Annotated in this window: 14 protein-coding genes; 3 read left to right on the top strand and 11 right to left on the bottom strand. The window is 67.7% G+C overall.

Annotation, left to right across the window (positions count from 1 at the left end; translation table 11 throughout):
• Positions 1 to 3: 3 nt before the first annotated feature.
• A complete protein-coding gene (locus IHE47_RS09075; RefSeq protein WP_192105573.1) occupies positions 4 to 1893 on the bottom strand; it encodes a M61 family metallopeptidase in 1890 nt (629 codons plus the stop codon).
• A gap of 400 nt (positions 1894 to 2293) precedes the next feature.
• On the opposite strand from IHE47_RS09075, the gene IHE47_RS09080 reads away from it, so the two are divergent.
• The 3 genes from IHE47_RS09080 to ggt all read left to right on the top strand — a co-directional run bounded on the left by IHE47_RS09080 (position 2294) and on the right by ggt (position 9192).
• Positions 2294 to 5425 (top strand): TonB-dependent receptor, encoded by a 3132-nt coding sequence (locus IHE47_RS09080; RefSeq protein ID WP_192105574.1) that lies wholly within the window; start codon positions 2294 to 2296, stop codon positions 5423 to 5425.
• Positions 5426 to 5655: 230 nt separating this feature from the next.
• Entirely contained in the window at positions 5656 to 7245 is a 1590-nt protein-coding gene (locus IHE47_RS09085) for a tetratricopeptide repeat-containing sulfotransferase family protein (RefSeq protein WP_192105575.1), read from the top strand.
• A gap of 129 nt (positions 7246 to 7374) precedes the next feature.
• Positions 7375 to 9192, top strand: a complete 1818-nt coding sequence (gene ggt, locus IHE47_RS09090) for a gamma-glutamyltransferase (RefSeq protein ID WP_192105576.1) — start codon at positions 7375 to 7377, stop codon at positions 9190 to 9192.
• A 57-nt stretch (positions 9193 to 9249) separates the two neighbouring features.
• Here ggt and IHE47_RS09095 read toward each other — a convergent pair whose 3' ends face one another.
• From IHE47_RS09095 to IHE47_RS09140, 10 genes are all read right to left on the bottom strand, one after another.
• Complete coding sequence (locus IHE47_RS09095; protein ID WP_192105577.1) at positions 9250 to 10515, bottom strand: glutamate-5-semialdehyde dehydrogenase; 1266 nt, start codon at positions 10513 to 10515, stop codon at positions 9250 to 9252.
• Positions 10512 to 11663 carry a glutamate 5-kinase gene (proB, locus tag IHE47_RS09100; RefSeq protein ID WP_192105578.1) on the bottom strand — a complete coding sequence of 384 codons (1152 nt, stop codon included), beginning with the start codon at positions 11661 to 11663 and terminating at the stop codon, positions 10512 to 10514. Before proB ends, IHE47_RS09095 begins: the two co-directional genes overlap by 4 nt.
• Positions 11660 to 12019, bottom strand: a complete 360-nt coding sequence (locus IHE47_RS09105; protein WP_192105579.1) for a cupin domain-containing protein — start codon at positions 12017 to 12019, stop codon at positions 11660 to 11662. Before IHE47_RS09105 ends, proB begins: the two co-directional genes overlap by 4 nt.
• Before the next feature lie 12 nt (positions 12020 to 12031).
• Positions 12032 to 13327, bottom strand: a complete 1296-nt coding sequence (gene argH, locus IHE47_RS09110; RefSeq protein WP_192105580.1) for an argininosuccinate lyase — start codon at positions 13325 to 13327, stop codon at positions 12032 to 12034.
• Between the two features lie 85 nt (positions 13328 to 13412).
• Positions 13413 to 14366 carry an N-acetyl-gamma-glutamyl-phosphate reductase gene (gene argC / locus IHE47_RS09115; RefSeq protein ID WP_192105581.1) on the bottom strand — a complete coding sequence of 318 codons (954 nt, stop codon included), beginning with the start codon at positions 14364 to 14366 and terminating at the stop codon, positions 13413 to 13415.
• A 5-nt stretch (positions 14367 to 14371) separates the two neighbouring features.
• Complete coding sequence (locus IHE47_RS09120) at positions 14372 to 15691, bottom strand: acetylglutamate kinase (protein ID WP_192105582.1); 1320 nt, start codon at positions 15689 to 15691, stop codon at positions 14372 to 14374.
• Between the two features lie 20 nt (positions 15692 to 15711).
• On the bottom strand, positions 15712 to 16866 hold the full coding sequence (locus IHE47_RS09125) for an acetylornithine deacetylase (RefSeq protein ID WP_192105583.1): 1155 nt from the start codon (positions 16864 to 16866) through the stop codon (positions 15712 to 15714).
• On the bottom strand, positions 16863 to 17303 hold the full coding sequence (locus IHE47_RS09130; RefSeq protein ID WP_192105584.1) for a GNAT family N-acetyltransferase: 441 nt from the start codon (positions 17301 to 17303) through the stop codon (positions 16863 to 16865). The genes IHE47_RS09125 and IHE47_RS09130 overlap by 4 nt, the downstream gene beginning before the upstream one ends.
• Entirely contained in the window at positions 17303 to 17806 is a 504-nt protein-coding gene (locus tag IHE47_RS09135) for a DinB family protein (protein ID WP_192105585.1), read from the bottom strand. The genes IHE47_RS09130 and IHE47_RS09135 overlap by 1 nt, the downstream gene beginning before the upstream one ends.
• 1 nt (position 17807) lies before the next feature.
• Positions 17808 to 18998 (bottom strand): argininosuccinate synthase, encoded by a 1191-nt coding sequence (locus IHE47_RS09140; protein WP_192105586.1) that lies wholly within the window; start codon positions 18996 to 18998, stop codon positions 17808 to 17810.
• Positions 18999 to 19002: the final 4 nt, after the last annotated feature.

A 19002-nucleotide genomic window follows, 5' to 3' on the forward strand; every position in this document is an offset into this window, starting at 1 on the left:
TCCTCACTTCTTCGCCGCAAGGATCTCGCTGAGGTAGTCCGGCGTGCCCGGTATGCGCACCAGGTGCGGATACTTCAACCCGCCGTCGTAATCCACTGCGTACGTGCGGTTGACGCCATCCATCGTCGCCTGTATCCGGACCGGCTGCCCGTCCTTCTGCGCACGCGCGATGGCATCGCGCAATGCGGTCGGCGTGTACGCGTGGCCATCGATGGCCTGCAGTTTCATGCCCGGCGCGAGCCCGGCCTTGAAGGCCGGTCCCTGCCACAACACGTCCATGATGCTGCCGTCATGCCTGATGAACAGGCCCACGGAGAACATCTCGTTGACGCCGGACGCGCTCAGTTCCTCGGCGCCCACGTTCTCGACGGCGGACTGGTAGCGCGAAGGCGTGTCGGTATAGACCAGCTTCCAGCCGCTCTGCTCGATGCCCGACAGCAGCGGCACCTCGTCGCCCACGCCGTCCAGCCAGCCGTGCAGGAACTTCGCCCAGTCCCAGGGCTGCACCGCGTTCAGTCCGGCGACGACGTCGTCGAAGGTGTAGGTGCGGGTGACGTAGCTGCCATCGTCCTGGCCGAAGAAGCGTTGCGCGAAATCGTCCAGCGTGTGCTTGTCGCGGCTGAGCGCTCGAATCTTGGTGTCCACCGCCAGCCACAGCAACTGGCCTTCGCGGTAGAAGTCGGTGCCGCGGCGCCAGTTCTCCCAGCCCGGATCGCCGCCGTAGAGCAGTTGCGCGGCGCGGGTGGTATCCGACAGCGGGCGCCAGTCGCGACCGGGGCGGTGCGCGAAGGACGCCGCGCGGTAGGCCACCGCGTCGCGCCAGTCCTGCGCCGACCACAGGCCGCTGCGCGCGGTCAGCGCATCGCCGAGGTAGACCGTGAGGCCCTCGTACACCCACAGCCCGTCGGCGATCTCGGGCTGCTCGAAGTCGGGCTGCCACAAGCCCTCCGGGCGCATGAATTTCCCGTTCCACGAATGCGTGTACTCGTGCGGCAGCAGCGAGCCGTCGAGCAGGAAGTGCCCGGGGTCGGCGAACATGCGCGAACCGCCGCGCGCGCGGTCGTCGCTGGACTGGTGGTGTTCCAGGCCGCCGACCGAGGTGTGATCGCTCAGCGTCAGCAGGAAGTGGTAGTTCGTGTAGTGGTGCGAATGGAACAGGTCCTGCGCCTGCACGACCAGGTTGCGATAGCCCGCCAGTTGCTCGGGCTTGATCTGCAGCGCGGCCTCGCTGTCGCCCACCAGGTCGAGCCAGCGATGCACGCTTGAGTCCGCCGGGGTGACGTCGATCTGCCGGAAATACCTGCCGGCGATCACCGGCGCATCGACCAGCGTGTTGAACGGCACGGGCCTGAAGCGGATGCGCCCGCCGTCGCGCGCGCCCGTCTCCAGTGCCGTGCCGTAGCCCCAGTCCGCCGGCATCTCCAGCGTGGGCTGGAACAGCTGATCCCTGGTCGGCTCGCCGGCGCGATACAGCGCCACGTGGTCCCAGGTGAGGTCCATCAGGTCCGGCGTGATCCGGTCCGTGTCGGGAAACTGGAAGCGGATGTCGATGCTGTCCACGCCGGCCGGCACGTCCAGGTGGAGGGTGAACATGTCCACCGGATCGCGCTGCCACGCAATGCGCTGGCCGCCAGCGCTGATCTGCAGGCCCATCATCGCGCCGATGGGGCCGTCCGGTGCATGGTCGCCGGGGATGTACTTCGGGTAGTACAGCGTGAGCTTGCCCGGCGCGACGGGCATCACCTCGTGCACGTAAAGCACTTTCTGCGCGGGGTCGGGCAGGCTCACCGTCAACGCGACGGAGTTGGCGGGAGCGCCTGCGTCGACGTGCGCCGTGCAGCATGCGGACGCGGCGAAGGCGACTGCGCCGACCAGCGATGGCCATCGTTTCATGCGTATTCCCCGTGCGTCGGAATGATCGAGAGTGCACGAATGAAGCGCACGCCGGGGAATATTTCAAGCGCCAAACGACACGCATAACCCGCAGTTATGGCCGTACCAAGACTTTTCATTGGCGGCTGTCACACAGCGCGGACTACGCTCGACCGGCACTGTGGGCATGGAGGATGTCCGCTCGATGCGCATCGCTGCCAGGCGCATGGCGAACCCAGGGGAACGCCAGCGCCGCGACATGCCGCGATGCCGCCACGTTCCGGCATCTCCACGCCCGTATTCGATCCGACGACAAGCACATCCGCCAGCGACATTCGGCGCGCGAGCGTTTGGACGATGACAGTCCCGCTCGCGAACCCAGGTCGCTGTATCCGGCGTTACACCACAGTGGAGTGAGTACATGAAGGGCAAATCCCGGCGCGTGTCGCACCGTAACGACGTCCTCAAGCGCAAGGCATTGCCCCTTGCCATCGGCCTGCTCGCTTGCGGCGCCGCGGGCACGGCCTGGGCACAGGCCACCAACGGCACCATCTACGGCACGGCGCCGACGGCCCCAGGCGAAACCGTGCAGATCACCAGCGGCAGCGGCTTCAATCGCAGCATCCCGGTGAGCGCATCCGGCAAGTATTCGATCACCCTGCCGGTGGGCACCTACACGGTGTCGCTGCTGCAGGACGGCCAGGTCGTGCAGACCCGCACCGACGTCACGCCGGTGGCGGCGGGCGCAGTGGCGGTCGACTTCACGTCCGCGTCCGGCAACGCCGTCAACGCGACCAACCTCCATTCGATCCGCGTCACGGCCAACAGCGCGCCACCGATCGACGTGACCACCACCAACCAGGTCACCACGATCACCTCCAAGCAGCTGCAGCAGTTGCCGCTGGCGCGCACCGCCGAGGACATCGCCATGCTGGCGCCGGGGGTCAACATGGGCTCGCCGGAACTCGGCACCGGCCCGCTCGGCGCGCCGATGAACGTGTTCGGCGGCGCCTCCACGGCGGAGAACGCGTACTACGTCGACGGCATGAACACCACCGAGGCGCTCAACAGCTCGGGCGGCATCGCGCTGCCCTACGGCGCCATCGACCAGCAGCAGACCTACATCAGCGGCTACGACGCCCGCTACGGCCGCTCCATCGGCGGCGTGATCAACCAGATCGGCAAGAGCGGCACCAACGACTGGCACTTCGGCGTGCGCGCGCTATGGCAGCCGGCCAGCATGCGCGCCGAGCCGGACAACATCCACTACGCCAATCCGCTGGAGGCGGGGGACCCGGTCTATTCGCCCGGCGACATGGCTGTCTACCGCAACGGCAACACTTCCGACGAAAAGATCTACGACGCCTACGTCAGCGGCCCACTGATCAAGGACAAGCTGTTCTTCTTCCTGAGCGCGGAGAAGGACGACAGCCAGTACCACAGCACCCAGGAGCTCGGCGGCTTCTCCGACACCTTCACCGAGCACGATCCGAAGCTCTACGGCAAGTTGAACTGGAACATCAACGACAGCAACGTGCTGACGCTGAGCTACCTGCAGAACGCGCACCAGACGCTGGGCACCTACTACGACTTCGATTACGACACGCTGCAGAACGGCGCCTTCGACCACCTCGGCCAATACAACAAGACCGTGTTCAAGATGGGGGTGCTGAACTACACCTCCTACATCACCGACGACATCACGCTGAATGCGACCTACGGCAAGATGCACGGCCAGTACTACTCGACGCAGCCGGCCTACCCTGGATACGACCCCAACCTGCCGTTTATCGCCAGCCATTCCATGCAGGATCCGGCCTTCGTCCCCCCGGGCGGCATCATCAATTCGCAGTCCAACTCGACGCTCTCCGACCCCGATCACCGCGAATCGATCACCAACTACCGCCTGAGCCTCGACTGGAAGCTGGGCAACCACGATCTCCAGGTCGGCATCGACAACATCAACTCATACGACATCGACGACGGCTCGCTGGACACCGGACCCGGCTACCAGTGGATGTACGGCGAGAGCACGCCCGGCCAACCGGTGTTCGGCACCGACCCCAACGTCCCGCCCTATGTCGCGCCATCCCCGCAATGCGGGCTGGGCTCGGACGGCAAGATGCATTGCTACTACGTGCAGAAGCACACGGACATCAGCGCCGCCTCCGTGCGCGTCACGCAGCGCGCGCAGTACGTCATGGACAACTGGCAGGTCACCCCGAACCTGCTGCTCAACCTGGGCCTGCGCAACGACCAGTTCGTGAACTACGACGCCTCCGGCGTGCCGTATATCCGCGAGACCAAGCCGCAATGGGCACCGCGCCTCGGCTTCAGCTGGGACGTGCACGGCGATGCCTCGCTCAAGGTGTTCGGCAACGCGGGGCGCTACTACCTGGCCTTGCCGACCAATGTGGCCCTGTCCATAGCCGCCCCCGTGACGAACGCCGGCATCTACGGAACCTACACCGGCATCGATCCCGTCACCGGCATACCCACCGGCTTCACCCCGCTGCCGCAGAGCCCCTCGACGGGGGTTTCGATCGACAACGAATACGGCCAGGCAAAGGACCCGCGCGTTTCCGCCGCACGCAACGCGAGGGCCGAGTTCTCCGACAACTACGTGCTGGGCCTGCAGCAGCAATTCAACATGCTCGGCACGAACTGGGTGTTCAGCGCCACCGGCACCTACCAGCGCATGAACCGCATCATCGACGACTTCGACGACGAGCAGATCGAATGCGCGGCCGGCCGCGCCCAGGGCTACTCCTGGATGACGCCGCAGAACTGCTCCGACTACGCGCAGAGCCTGGTGCTGATCAATCCCGGGGTGACCAATTACATCTGGATGCAGTCTCCTGGCGGCAACCTCGTGCCGGTGACGCTGACCGGCGCCGACCAGGGCTTCCCGAAGGGGCCCGAGCGCCGCTACTACTCGCTGGACCTGTCGCTGGAACATGCATGGGACGGCAAGTGGTTTGCCAAGTTCGACTACGTGTTCTCGCGCAGCTGGGGCAACGACGAGGGCCCGGTGAGCACGTATTCGCAGCAGGGCGGTTCATACGAATCCCTCACCACGGCGTGGGATTTCCCGGAGCGCATGGACTATTCGGGCGGCGTGCTGCCAAACGACCGCAAGCACCAGTTCAAGATCTTCGGCGCCTATGCGCTCACGCCGGAGTGGACGGTCGGCGCCAACCTCTACATCACCTCCGGCACACCGGTGATGTGCCGCGGCGGCTATGGCCCGGACCAGGAGCCCCTGCACGGCTCGCACACCTACTACTGGTGCGGCGGCGTGCCCGTGCCGCCCGGCTCGCTCGGCTTCACGCCGTGGGTGCACGACATCGACCTCAGCCTGGACTACAAGCCGAAGTGGGCCCAGCAGAAGCTCGACTTCAACCTCACCGTGTTCAACGTGCTCAACGACCAGACGACGATCTTCTACAACGACTTCTACGGCACCACCAGCTCGCCCAACCCGGACTACGGCCGCATACAGGACACCTATCCGCCGCGCAGCGTGCGCTTCTCGGTTGCCTACGATTTCTGACCGGATGCCTTCCGCTCCCCTACGCGCCGGGCCCCGTGCCCGGCGTTTTTTTGCGTGAGTGTGCCTGTGCGTTCGTCCGTGAACGCGAAGGTCAAACGGGCGGCCATCCTTGGTCGCACTTTTTAGAAAAGCTGCGCTCCGAGTCGCATCCGGAGCTGCCCTGACCGACTCACGGTGCTTCGTTGTGGATGTAGTAGCCTGCGTTTTCAACCAGACGCGCCCGTGACGACATGAGTTCTCCGACCGATCACCTGTCACCGCAAACCGTCGCCGACCTGCTGGCGAAGGCACGCACGGAATGGCAGCAACGGCAACCCGATGCCGCGGAACGCTCGATCCGGCAAGTACTGGCACTCGCACCCGACAACGCGGATGCGCTGCGCATGTACGGCGTCATGGCCCAGCTCCGCGGCGACCAGGCCAGGGCCGCCGAGTATTTCCTGCGCGTGCTGCCGGTGTGGCCCGACGACTCCGACCTGCACGTGGGGCTGGGCATCGCCCTGCACGAACGCGGCGAGATCGAAGCCGCCATGGCGCACCTGCGGCGCGCTTGCGAACTGGATCCCGCTTCCGCATCCGCCGCCTTCAACCTGGGCGAGGCCCTGTGGCGGCATGCCCGCGCCGACGAGGCCATCGCCACGCTGCAACGTGCACTGGCGCTTGCCCCCGCGCACCTCCCCGCCCGCCTGTCGCTGGCCAAGGCGCTGGCCAGCCAGGGCGGAATCGATGCCGCCGTGGCCGGCTTCCGCGAAGTACTGCGGCACGACCCGGGCAACGCCGAGGCGTGGTTCGGGCTGTCCAACCTCAACACCGTGCGCTTCGACGCCACCGATGCGGCGCAGCTGCGGCAGGCTCTGGCGCGTGGCGGCCAACCGCCGCGCCACCGTGAGCTGCTCGGCTTCGCGCTGGCCAAGGCGCTGGAGGACCAGGGCGAGCACGCGCAGGCCTTCGAGCTGTTCCGGCAAGCCAATGCCTCGCGGCGCCAGCGCGTGCATTGGGATGCCGCGGGTGAGCGGCGGCGCGTGGAGGCGATCCGGAACATCTTCGCGCACGACATGCCGGCTCCGCTGGATCCCGCGCTCGGCCGCGAAGCGATCTTCATCGTCAGCGTGCCGCGCTCCGGCTCCACCTTGGTCGAGCAGATCCTGGCCTCGCATCCCGAGGTCGAGGGCGCGAACGAGATCAAGGACCTGTCGCAGGTGATCGATGCGGAAACGCACCGCCGCCATTCCGCGTTCCCGCTGTGGACGCCGCATGCCAGCGCGGCGGACTGGCAGCGCCTGGGCAGGGAATACCTCGCGCGCACCGCGCCGTGGCGCAAGGCCAGGCCACGCTTCACCGACAAGAGCCTGGTGAACTGGTACCTGGTGGGCGCCGCGCTGGCGATGCTGCCGGCGGCGCGCATGGTGGTGGTGCGGCGCGATCCGCTGGAAACCTGCCTGGCCTGCTTCCGCCAGCTCTTCACCGAGCAGAGCAGCTTCACCTGCGATCTCGACGAGATGGCCGACTACTGCATCGACTTCACCCGCCTGACGCGCTTCTGGCTGCAGCGGTATCCGGGCCAGGTGTTCGATCTCGAATACGAAACCCTGACCGCCGAGCCCGAGCCGACCATCCGCCGCCTGCTGGATTTCTGCGGCCTGCCGTTCGACCCTGCCTGCCTGGAATTCCACAAGACCTCGCGTGCCGTGCTGAGCGCGCCCAGCGCGGCGCAGGTGCGGCAGCCCATGCGCCGTGATACCGCGCGCAGCGCGCGTTACGGCGACAAGCTGGACGGCCTGCGCAAACGCCTGCGCGATGCAGGTGTATGGACGGATTGAACATCGCGCCCCGATGGCGGCAGGCGCGGCGCGCCGACAACCACCGGTTATGCCTCTCGTGCGTCTTTTCATTGGTGCGGCCCTCACGGGCGTGACTATGCTTCCGGGACACGCAAGGAGACCGAACGCATGTCCGACCACAGCACGGCGCAACCGCAATGCGGATCGAGCCACCGGCACCGCGCCCTGCCGCGATGGCGCCCCTGCGCCCTGGCGGCCGCCATCGCCGCCTGCTGCCTGCCGCTGCACGCGCGCGATGCCAACCCGCCGCAAACCGCCGCGATAGCCAGCGCACCCGCCGCCACGCAGGCGGCACTGGAACAGGCCAGGCCGGTCACCGCGAAACACGGCATGGTGGTCAGCGCGCAGCACATGGCCACCCTGGTCGGGCTGGACATCCTCAAGCAGGGCGGCAACGCCATCGACGCCGCGGTGGCCGTCGGCTACGCCGAGGCCGTGGTGCATCCCTGCTGCGGCAACATCGGCGGCGGCGGCTTCATGACCATCCACTTCAAGGACGGCCGCAACGTCTTCCTCGACTTCCGCGAAAAGGCCCCGCTGAAGTCCACGCCGACGATGTTCCAGGACGCCAAGGGCAACCTGGTCCCGGGGCTCAGCACCGATACCTGGCTCGGGGTGGGCGTGCCCGGCACGGTGATGGGGCTGGACGAGGCGTTGAAGAAGTACGGCACGCTGTCGCTGCAGCAGGTGATCGCGCCGGCGATCAAGCTGGCGAAGGAAGGCTACGTGCTCGAACAGGGTGACGTGGACATCCTCGACGACAGCGTGCAGGACTTCGCCAAGCATCCGAACGTGGCGGCGATCTTCCTCGACCATGGCAAGCCGTACGTGGCCGGCCAGCGGCTGGTGCAGGCGCAGCTCGCGCACACGCTGGAACAGATTTCCGCAGGTGGCACCGACGCGTTCTACAAGGGCCCGATCGCGCGCAAGCTGGTCGCGGCGAGCCAGGCCAGCCACGGCATCCTCTCGATGCAGGACTTCGCCAGCTACACCGTGCAATGGGACAAGCCGGTGCAGTGCGACTACCGCGGCTACACCATCGTGTCCGCGCCGCCGCCCAGCTCCGGCGGCGTCACCGTGTGCATGATCCTCAAGCTGGTCGAGCCCTATGCGCTCGGCCAGTGGGGTTACGGCTCGGCCAGGAGCCTGCACTACCTGGTCGAGGCGGAGCGCCGCGCCTTCGCCGACCGCAACACCTACCTCGGCGACCCCGCCTTCGTGCACAACCCGGTCGACCAGTTGCTGTCGGCCGGGCACCTGGCCAAGGTGCGCGCCACCATCCTGCCCGACCAGGCCACGCCCTCGTCCGAGGTCCAGGGCAGCCTTGGCCAGCCCGAGGGCGATCACACCACGCATTACTCGGTGATGGACAAGGACGGCACCGCCGTCGCGGTGACCTACACCATCAACTACCTGTTCGGCATCCGGCAGATCGCCGGCGACACCGGCTTCTTCCTCAACGACGAGATGGACGACCTCACCGGCAAACCCGGCGAGGCGAACGGCGCCGGGCTGGTGCAGGGCGTGATCAACCAGGTCGAGCCGGGCAAGCGCCCGCTCAGCTCGATGACGCCCACCATCGTGCTGCGCGACGGCAAGCCGTTCATGATCACCGGCAGCCCCGGCAGCGCCACCATCATCTCGACCACGACGGAGAGCATCCTCAACGTGATCGACTTCGGCATGAACCTGCAGCAGGCCATCGACGCGCCGCGCATGCACCACCAGTGGTTCCCCGACGTGGTGTACGTGGAACCCGGACTGATCACGCCGCAGGCCCAGAAGACGATGGAATCGCAGGGCTACACGTTCAAGACGCGCCATTCGATCGGCGCCGACGAGGCCATCATGGTCGATCCCGGGACCGGCCTGCTGGAAGGCGCCAACGATCCCAGGCGCCCCGCCGGACTCGCCGCGGGCTATTGATTCCCCCGGTGCCGGGGCATGCGGCGGCGATCCTCCCCCGCCGCCGCATGCCCTGCACTACTTCACGCGGCTTGCCGCGTGCCGCACCTGCCCCGCGCCGCGCACCACGAAGCGTTCGATGGTGAGCGACTCCGCCCCCATCGGCCCATAGGCGTGCAGGCGCGTGGTGGAGATGCCGATCTCCGCGCCCAGCCCCAGTTCACCACCGTCGCTGAAGCGCGACGAGGCGTTGACCATCACCACGGCGGAACGGATCGCCTGCACGAAGCGCCGCGCGGCGGCCTCGTCGCGGGTGGCGATGACTTCGGTATGGTCGGAGCCGTGGCGGCGGATGTGGGCGATGGCGGCATCGAGATCGTCCACCACCCGCACGGCGATGACCAGCGCGAGGAATTCGGCGGCGTAGTCGTCGTCGGTGGCGGGCTTCGCGTCAGGCAGCAGTTCGCGGGTGCGCGCATCGCCGCGCAGTTCCACGCCGCGTTCGCGCAAAGCCTGCCCGGCGCGCGGCAGGAAATCGGCGGCCACGTCGCGATGCACCAGCAGGGTTTCCAGCGCGTTGCACACGCCGGGGCGCGAGGTCTTGCCGTCGACCAGCAGGTCCAGCGCGAGATCGAGGTCGGCGCCGCGGTCCACGTACAAGTGGCACACGCCCTTGTAGTGCTTGATCACCGGCACGCGGGCATGCTCGGCGACGAAGCGGATCAGGCCTTCGCCGCCGCGCGGGATGGCGAGATCGACGATGTCGGTCAGTTGCAGCAACTCGACCATGGTCTCGCGGCGCAGGTCTTCCACCAGCGTCACCGCCGCCGTCGGCAGGCCGTGCGCGCGCAAGGCGTCGTGCAGCGCGGCGGCGATGGCGGCGTTGGAATGGATCGCCTCGGAGCCGCCGCGCAGGACCACCGCGTTGCCGGCCTTCAGGCACAGCGCGGCGGCATCGGCGGTGACGTTGGGGCGCGCCTCGTAGATCATCGCCACCACGCCCAGCGGTATGCGCACGCGCTCCACCGCGAGGCCGTTCGGGCGCGTCTCGCGCCGCGTCACCTGGCCGACCGGATCGGGCAGTTCGGCCACTTCGCGCAAGGCGTTGGCGATGCCCGCCACGCGCGTTTCGTCCAGCCGCAGGCGGTCCAGCATCGCGCCCTGCACGCCCTTGGCGGCCGCCTGCGCCATGTCCTGCGCGTTCGCGGCGAGCACGTCGGCGCAGCGGGCCTCCAGGGCCACGGCCATGTCGCGCAGCAGCGCGACCTTGGCGGCGCTGTCCAGCGCGGCAATCGCCGGCACGGCATCACGGCAGGCCAGGGCCTGGGTACGGATTCCGCTCATGCGGCCATGCCTCCCGCGGTTTCGATGGCGACGAGGTCGTCGCGATGCACCACCTCGTTGCCGTAGCTGTAACCCAGCACGGCCGCAATGTCGCGGCTGTGCCGGCCGGCGAGCCGGCGCACCTCGCCCGCGGCGTATTGGCAGAGACCGCGCGCCACGGCCTTGCCGTCGCCATCCACGATTTCCACCAGGTCGCCGCGCTGGAACTCGCCCTGCACGCCGGCGATGCCGCCCGGCAGCAGCGACGCGCGGCCGCCGGCCAGTGCACGCGCCGCGCCGGCATCCACGCTGATGCACCCTGTCGCGGCCGGCGCATGGCGCAGCCAGTACTTGCGGGCCTGCATGCGCGTCGCGGCGGCATCGACCAAGGTGCCGAGCAGGCGGTCGCGGCCGAGCGCTTCCACCGTCGACGCATCGCGTCCGCTGAACAGCACGGTGGGGATGCCCGCCGTGGCGGCCTTGCCCGCCGCCTCCAGCTTGGTGCGCATGCCGCCGGTGCCGACCACGCTGCCGCTGCCGCCCGCCATCGCCAGCACTTCCGGCGTGAGCGCCTCGACGCGGGCAATCGGGGCCGCCTCCGGATCGCGGCGCGGATCGGCGCTGTACAGCGCATCGATGTCCGAGGCGATCAGCAGCAGGTCGGCATCGACCAGGGCGGCGACGATGGCGGCGAGGTTGTCGTTGTCGCCCAGCTTCAGCTCGTCCACCGCCACGGTGTCGTTCTCGTTCACCACCGGCAGCACGTCCAGCGCCAGCAAACCGCGCAGCGTGGCGCGCGCGTTGAGGTAGCGGCGGCGGTTGCGCAGGTCGTCGTGGGTGAGCAGCACCTGCGCCACCGGGCGCGCGGACAGCGACTGCCACAGGGCGATCATCGGCGCCTGCCCCAGCGCGGCCAGGGCCTGCCGCGCCGCCAGGTCGCCCGCGGCCGGCGCATGCTCGCGCAGCAGAGCGCGCCCCGCGGCCACCGCGCCGGAGGACACCAGCACTACCTTGCGTCCCGCGGCGTGGCTGGCGCCGATGAAGCCGGCCAGCGCCGCGGCATAGCGCTCCGTCAGGCCGCCGCCATCCGCCGCCAGCAGGTTGCTGCCGACCTTGAGCACGGCGCAGCGCCATTCCGGCAACGGCTGTTCGGGCAACAGCGCGCTCATGGTGCATCCTCCAATGGCGCGGCGATGCGGTCGCCGTGGCTCTTCGGCGCCGACACCACCAGGAAGCGCGCGTCGGCGCCGCTGTCGTTGCGCATCTGGTGCGCCGCGCCGGGCGGTACGTGCAGGCCTTCGCCATGCCGCAGCCGGTGCGGCGCACCCTCCAGCTCCAGCACAGCCTCGCCTTCCAGCAAGCAGAAGAACTGCCGCGCATGCGCGTGGCGATGGCGCTGCTCGGCCGTGCCGGGCGGCATGCGCTCCTCGATCACGCCGAGGTCGTCGCCTGCCAGCAGGTGCCAGCCGTCGCAGCCCCGCCCCCAGCGGCAATGACCGGCATTGTGCGTACCGACCGCACCCATGACCTTCTCCGTTTAGACGTCCAGACGTCCAAGCCTAGCATGCAATTCCTGCAGCCGCAGGTCGTGGCCGGCACCCGGCGACACGCGTTGCGCGAGGCTGGCCTCGGGGCTGCGCCCCTGCCCCGCCGAAGCCGCCGCGTCGGCCGCGGCGCGATAGGCGTCGCGGAACGGCACGCCGGCGGCGGCCTGCTCGATCGCCACGTCGGTGGCGTACATCGCCGGCTCGATCGCCGCGCGCATCGCGCCCTCGTTCCACTCCAGCCGCGCCAGCAGGTCGGGCACCAGTTCCAGCGCCATCAGGCCATGGCGCACGCCATGGAAGATCGAGCCCTTGGAGAACTGCAGGTCGCGCTGGTAGCCGGACGGCAGCGACAACAGCTGCTCGATCTCGGTGCGCGCGGCGGCCACGCTGGCGTAGCTGGCGCGCAGCAGTTCCACCACGTCGGGGTTGCGCTTGTTCGGCATGATCGAGCTGCCGGTGGTGTATTGCGACGGCAGCTTCACGAAATCGAATTCGGCGGTGGTGAACAGCGACAGGTCCCAGGCCAGCCGGCGCGTGTCGAGCATGGCCGCGCCGATCGCCTCCAGCACCGCCATCTCGTACTTGCCGCGCGAAAGCTGCGCATAGATCGGCGACACCTGCATGCGCATGAAGCCGAGCGCGGCGGTGGTGTGTTCGCGGTCCAGCTTCAGGTTGACGCCGTAGCCGGCGGCGGTGCCCAGCGGGTTGGCGTCGATCAGCTCGCGCGTGCCGCGGGCACGGAAGGCGTTGTCGATGAAGCCCTCGGCGAAGCCGGCGAACCACATCGCGGTGGACGAGACCACGGCGCGTTGCAGGTGGGTGTAGCCCGGCAGCGGGATCGCCGGCTGCGCGGCGCGTTCGAGACAGACCTGCGCGATCGCGCGGCAGTGCGTCTCCAGTGCTTCGAGCTTTTCCTTCAGCCACAGCCGCGTGGCGACCAGGATCTGGTCGTTGCGGCTGCGCCCGGTATGCACGCGGCGGCCGGCATCGCCCAGCCGCTCGGTGAGCCGGGCCTCGATGGCGGAATGGCAATCCTCGTAGCGCTCGTCCAGCACGAAGGCGCCGCTCTTGAAGTCATCCGCCAATGCATCGAGCTCGCGCTTCAGCGCGGCGGCTTCGTCAGCGCTCACCACGCCAATGTTGGCCAGCCCTTCCACATGGGCCTTGCTGGCGGCGATGTCGTGCAGGAAGAACTCGCGATCCAGGATCACGTCGTCGCCGGCGAGGAAACGCATGATCTTCGCGTCGATCTGGATGCCGGATTTTTGCCACAACGGCTGCGTCATCGTGAAAGGTCCTGTTGGAGCGCACCCTGTGCGCGATGGCTTTGATGTGAGTTACGGCGACGTGTTTCGCGCACAGGGTGCGCTCCTACGCGGGAATGGCGGTGTATTCGTCCACGCCGATCGCGCGGTTGACGTTCTGCATGGCCTGCGTGGCCGCGCCCTTGAGCAGGTTGTCCAGCGTGGCCACCACCACCACGCGCTTGCCGTCGGCCGAGAGCGCGAAGCCGCCGATCTCGACGTGGTGCTTGTGGGCGATGCGGCTTACCCACGGCGCCTCGTCCAGCACGCTCACCAGCTTCTCGGCGCCGTAGGCATGATGGAAACGCGCCAGCACGTCTTCGCGCTTCAAGGGCTTGGCGAGGTAGAGATTGGTGGTGACAGTAAGGCCGCGGAAATGCGGCGCCACGTGCGGCATGAACTCCACCGGCAGGCCGAGCTGGAAGCTGACTTCCTTTTCGTGCGTGTGGCCGGTGAGCGCGTACGGCATCAGGTTGTCGCGCAGTTTTTCCGGATCGTTCTTGTCCGAAGGCGTGGTGCCCGCGCCGGAATAGCCGGACACGCCGAAGCACACCGGCGGCGCGGCAAGGAGGTCCTTCAGCGGCGCGATCGAAAGCTGCATCGCGGTGGCATAACAACCCGGGTTGCTGATCCGCTTCTCGCCACGCCATTTGTTGCGCGTGAGCTCGGGCAGGCCGTAGTACCACGCCTTGTCGAAGCGGTAATCGGCGGAAAGATCGACCACCACGGTATCCGGCGCGGCCTTGTCGATGGCTTCCACGTAGGGCGCGGCCTTGCCGTTGGGCAAGGCGAGGATCACCACGTCGGCGCGCTTCGCCGCCACGGCGGCGGGATCGAGGTTCTCGTAGCGCAGCTCACCCGTGTAGGCGTCGCTGTGTTCGCTGACGCGCTGGCCATCCAGCTCGCGCGAGGAGACGAAGCGCAGCTCCAGTGCCGGGTGCGCCGCGACCAGGCGGATCAGTTCCGCGCCGGTGTGGCCGCGCGCGCCGACGATGCCGATGCTTTTCTTCTGCTGCGTCATTTCTGTCATCCAATCAGCGTCGGCTGCCGCTGCGCGCAATGCGCCACGCAGCGTGCGATGGTGTCGAAGTTGCCGTCGAGGCCGTACCAGAACACCTTCCACTTCGGCTGCTTGAGGCAGCCCTCGGATTCGGCGTAGTAGAAGATGTTGACCTGGTTGCCGTGGCGCGAGCGCCAGAACAGCTGCGGATTCTCCTCGCGCATCACCTGCCACACGGCGCGGCCCAGGCCTTCGCCCTGCGCGTCGTCGAGCACGGCGAACTTGTCGAGGTAAGGCAAGCCGCCCTCCATGGTGAGGATCATCGCCGCGCGGTAGTTCTCGCTCACGTAGATGCGGTACGGCGTGGTGCGATCGAAGTAATCCGCCACCAGTTCGCGGCCAAAGCTGGATTCGATCAGCTCGCGCATGCGCGCCCGGTCGATGCCGTCCCACGACTCGAGACGCAGCACCTTCTCGCCACGCCGCACGAGCGTGCCCGAGCCCTTGTGGGTGAACAGTTCCTTGGCCAGCTCGGCGGGGCGCGTGATCGACACCGACGAGGTGAGCGGCAGGCTGTTCAGCAGGTCGGCGATCTGTTCGATCTTCAGGCGCATGCCGCCGTTGATCCACGGCTGCGCCATCAGGTGTTCGTACTCGGTGCTGAGGTTGATCGAGTCGATCAGCCTGCCCTCGCCGTCGAGCAGGCCGCCGGTGCCGGTGAGGAACACGATCTTGTACGGCTGCAGCACGCGCACCAGTTCGTTGGCGGCGACATCGGCGTTGATGTTGAGGATCTGCCCTTCGTCGGTTTCGCCCAGGCTCGCGATCACCGGGATCGAGTTCGCACGCAAGCTGGCCTCGATCGGCGCGAGGTTGATGCCCTCCACCTTGCCCACCATGCCGAGCTGATCGCGATCGAGGTAGCTGGCCATGAACACGCCCGAAGGCACGGCGGTGGCGCGCGTGTCCATCGCCTGCAACGCCTCGACCAGTTTGAGGTTCTGCTGCATGAACACCTTGCGCACGATGCCCAGTGCCTTCGGCGAGGTGACGCGCAGGCCGTTCACCGTCTGCTTGACGATGCCGGCGGCGAACAGCTCCTCGTCCAGCTGCGGGCCGGCGCCGTGCAGCACGATGGGCGTGAGGCCCACTTGTTGCAGGAAGGTGAGCGAGGAGGCGAGGTCCTGCAGCTCGTCGCGCAGCACCGCGCCGCCGACCTTCACCACGGCGAAGCGCTTGGAGTCCAGCTCGGAGAAGCGCTTGAGGTACTGCTGGATTTCCTTCGCGCTGCCCATGCTCGACAACAGGCGCACGATGGTCTTGCGGGTGTGCTTGTGCGTTTCCATTTTTGTGTTTTCCCGTGCGCTCATCCGTGAACGCCAGAGTCAAAAAGCGGCCTTCCGTGGCCGCACTTCTCAATGAGGCGAAAAATCGTTTCGGCGTAATGCTGCAACTGATCCAGCGCCACCCACTCGTCGGCGGTATGCGCCTGCGCGATGTCACCGGGTCCATAGACGAAGGCGATGTAGCCGGCGGCCGAGAACAGCGAGGCCTCGGTCCAGAAATCCACCGCGTTGCCCACGGGGATCTCCAGCTCGTCGGCCAGGTCGCGCGCGGCCAACCGGCGCGCCTCGGCAGTGGCGGTGTCGCCTGCCGGCAGCGAGGGTCCGCGGAAGGTTTCCTCGAAATGCGCGGGCGCGGGCTCGGCCAGCGCACGGAAGCGTTCGAGCAGGCCGTCGGGATGCATCGTCGGCAACGGCCGCATGCCGAAGCGCACCTCGGCACTGGGCGCGATCATGTTGGCCTTGATGCCGCCTTCGATGCGGCCGATGTTGAAGCGCAGACCGGTGAGCCCGCCGAAGCGCTCATGCGATTGCGCGGCCACGAAATCCAGCGCGGCATCGCCCCAGCGCACTGCCTGGTGCAGCGCGCTGTCGCTGGGTTTCTGCTCGCCCGAGGCGTGGCCGGCGTGGCCGGCAAAGCGCATCAATACGGACTGGATGCCACGGTGGGCCAGTACGGCTTCGCCCTTAGTGGGCTCGGCCACGATCACCGCCTGATAACTCCCCTCTCTCGGAGGGAGAGGGGGAAAATCGCGCAGGAAGCCGGCGATGCAACGCGGATCATTGGCCTCTTCGTCGGTGGTGAACAGCAACGCCATGTCGCCAGAGCTGGCGTTCGCCACCGCGAGCAGCGCCGCCGCCGCGCCCTTGATATCGCAGGCACCGAGGCCGATAGCACGGTCCGCCGTCACGCGCAGTTCGTGCGGGCTGGCCGTCCACGCCGGCGAATCGGGCACCGTGTCCAGGTGCACGTTGAACAGCAACTTCGGCTGGCCGCGCACCGCGTGCAGACCGACCGCACCAGCGCCGTGGTCGGTCACCGTGATGTCGAAGCCGGGCAATTGCGCGCGGATGTAGTCGAAGATGCCACCCGTGGTGATCGCACGCGGCGGATTGCGGGTGTCGAACGACACCAGCGCCTTGAGGTGTTCCAGTGTGGATTGCAGCAACGGATTCATGGCTGGCCTGATGCTCTGGTGTAGACGTCCTGATCGAGTTTTTCCATCAGGTTCTGCGGCCGCGCGGGCGCGGTGAAACCGAAGCCGGCATACAAGCCATGCGCGTCACCGGTGGCCAGGCTGAAGCGGCGCAGCCCCTGCAATTGCGGATGCGCCATCACTGCCGTCATCAGCGCCTTGGAATGGCCCTGCCCGCGGTGTTCCGACAGCACGAACACGTCCGCCAGGTAGGCAAACGTGGCGCAATCGGTGACCACACGTGCGAACGCCACCTGGCGTCCATCGACATAGCCGCCGAAACACAGCGAACCGGCGATGGCCCGTTCCACCGTCTCGCGCGGAATGCCGCGGCTCCAGTAAGCCTCGGTGGTGAGGAAGCGGTGGATCAGCCCGATATCGAGCCGCTCCTTGTCCGTACTGATCTGCAGTGCGCCCATCAGGCAACGCTCCCGTGTTCGCGGCGCGACGGCTCCGCCGCGTGCAGGTAGACGTTGATCGTGTCGGCGGGGCGCGGCAGCGACAAGGCATCGAGGATCTGCCCGACCGCGCCGCGGTGATACGCGCCATGCACGATCAGGTGCTGCAGCATTTCGGCGTGCGACATCTCGCCCGCCTTGCCGTCGGTGAAACGGAAGCGGATGCGTTCGTCCATGCGTTCCACGGGCAAATCGCGCGCATAGCCGACCAGCCACGCATCGCTGGCGCGGATGCTTGCCGTCAACGCCGGAAGTTCCGGCGTTTCCTCGGTGTTGGTGGCGGTGTACGGGTGCGGCTCGCCCAGCAGATGTGCGGCGAAGATCCGGTCCACCACGAACGTGTGGTTCATCACGCGGATGGCCTTGCGGCGCTGCTCCGCATGACGATCACCGTCGATGGCGGCCATGGCCTCCAGCATCTGCGCATTCGCCCACGCCTTGTACGCGAACAGGGAGGCGAACATGTCAGCGGTTGACCTCCGCCCACAGCGTGCTGCTCATGCCGAACAGCTTGATGAAGCCTTCGGCCTCGGCCACGCCCCAATCGGCCGACTGCGCGTAGGTGGCGCCCTTGGCGTTGAGGATGTGCTTCGATTCGATCGCCACGGCGTTGACCACGCCGCCATTGGTCTCCAGCGTGACCTCGCCGTTGACGGTGGACTGGCTGGAAGCGAGGAAGGCCTCCAGGTCGGCCTTCAGCGGATCGTGGAAGAAGCCTTCGTACACCACTTCCACCCACTTGCGCGCCACGTCCGGCTTGAAGCGGTTCTGCTGCTTGCTCAGCACGGCCTCTTCCAGCGCGCGGTGCGCAGTCAGCAGGGAGATCAGGCCCGGTGCCTCGAAGATTATGCGGCCCTTGAGGCCGATGGTGGTGTCACCGGTGTAGAGGCCGCGGCCCACGCCGTAGGGCGCGAACAGCGCATTGAGCTTGGCCAGGATCTTGTGGCCGGCGAGCTTCTCGCCGTCCAGCGACACCGCCTCGCCTTTTTCGAAACCGATCTTCACGCGCAGCGGCGCGACCGGCCATTCGGCGCGCGGCTTGCACCAGCCGCGCGCGCCCTCGCCCGGAGCTTCCCACTTGTCGATCTCGCCGCCGGACATGGTGACGCCGAGCAGGTTCTCGTTGATGGTGTAGGCCTGCTGCTTGGCGCGCACGCCGAAGCCGCGCTCTTCGAGGAACTTCTGCTCGTAGGCGCGCGTCTGCGTGTGCTCCTTCTGGATCTCGCGGATCGGCGCCACGATCTCGTAGTCGCCCAGCGACTTCACCGCGAGGTCGAAGCGCACCTGGTCGTTGCCCATGCCGGTGCAGCCGTGCGCGATGGCGCGCGTGCCCAGTTCCGCGGCGCGCTTCAGCGCGGCCTCCACGATCAGGTAGCGGTCCGACACCAGCAGCGGATACTGGCCCTGGTAGCCCTCACCCGCCCACACGAAGGGCTTCACGAAACCGCTCCAGATCGCCGGGCCGCCGTCCACGGTGACATGGCTGGCCACGCCCAGTTCCTTCGCGCGGTTCTCGATGAAAGCACGCTCTTCGGCATCCACGCCGCCGGTGTCGGCGAACACGGTGTGCACGGCCCAGCCGCGCTCCTTGAGGTAGGGCACGCAGAAGCTGGTGTCGAGGCCGCCGGAAAAGGCGAGGACGATGTCTTTGCTCATGGCT

Source organism: Rhodanobacter sp. DHB23 (assembly GCF_014842975.1).
In the GTDB taxonomy this organism is placed as follows: domain Bacteria; phylum Pseudomonadota; class Gammaproteobacteria; order Xanthomonadales; family Rhodanobacteraceae; genus Rhodanobacter_A.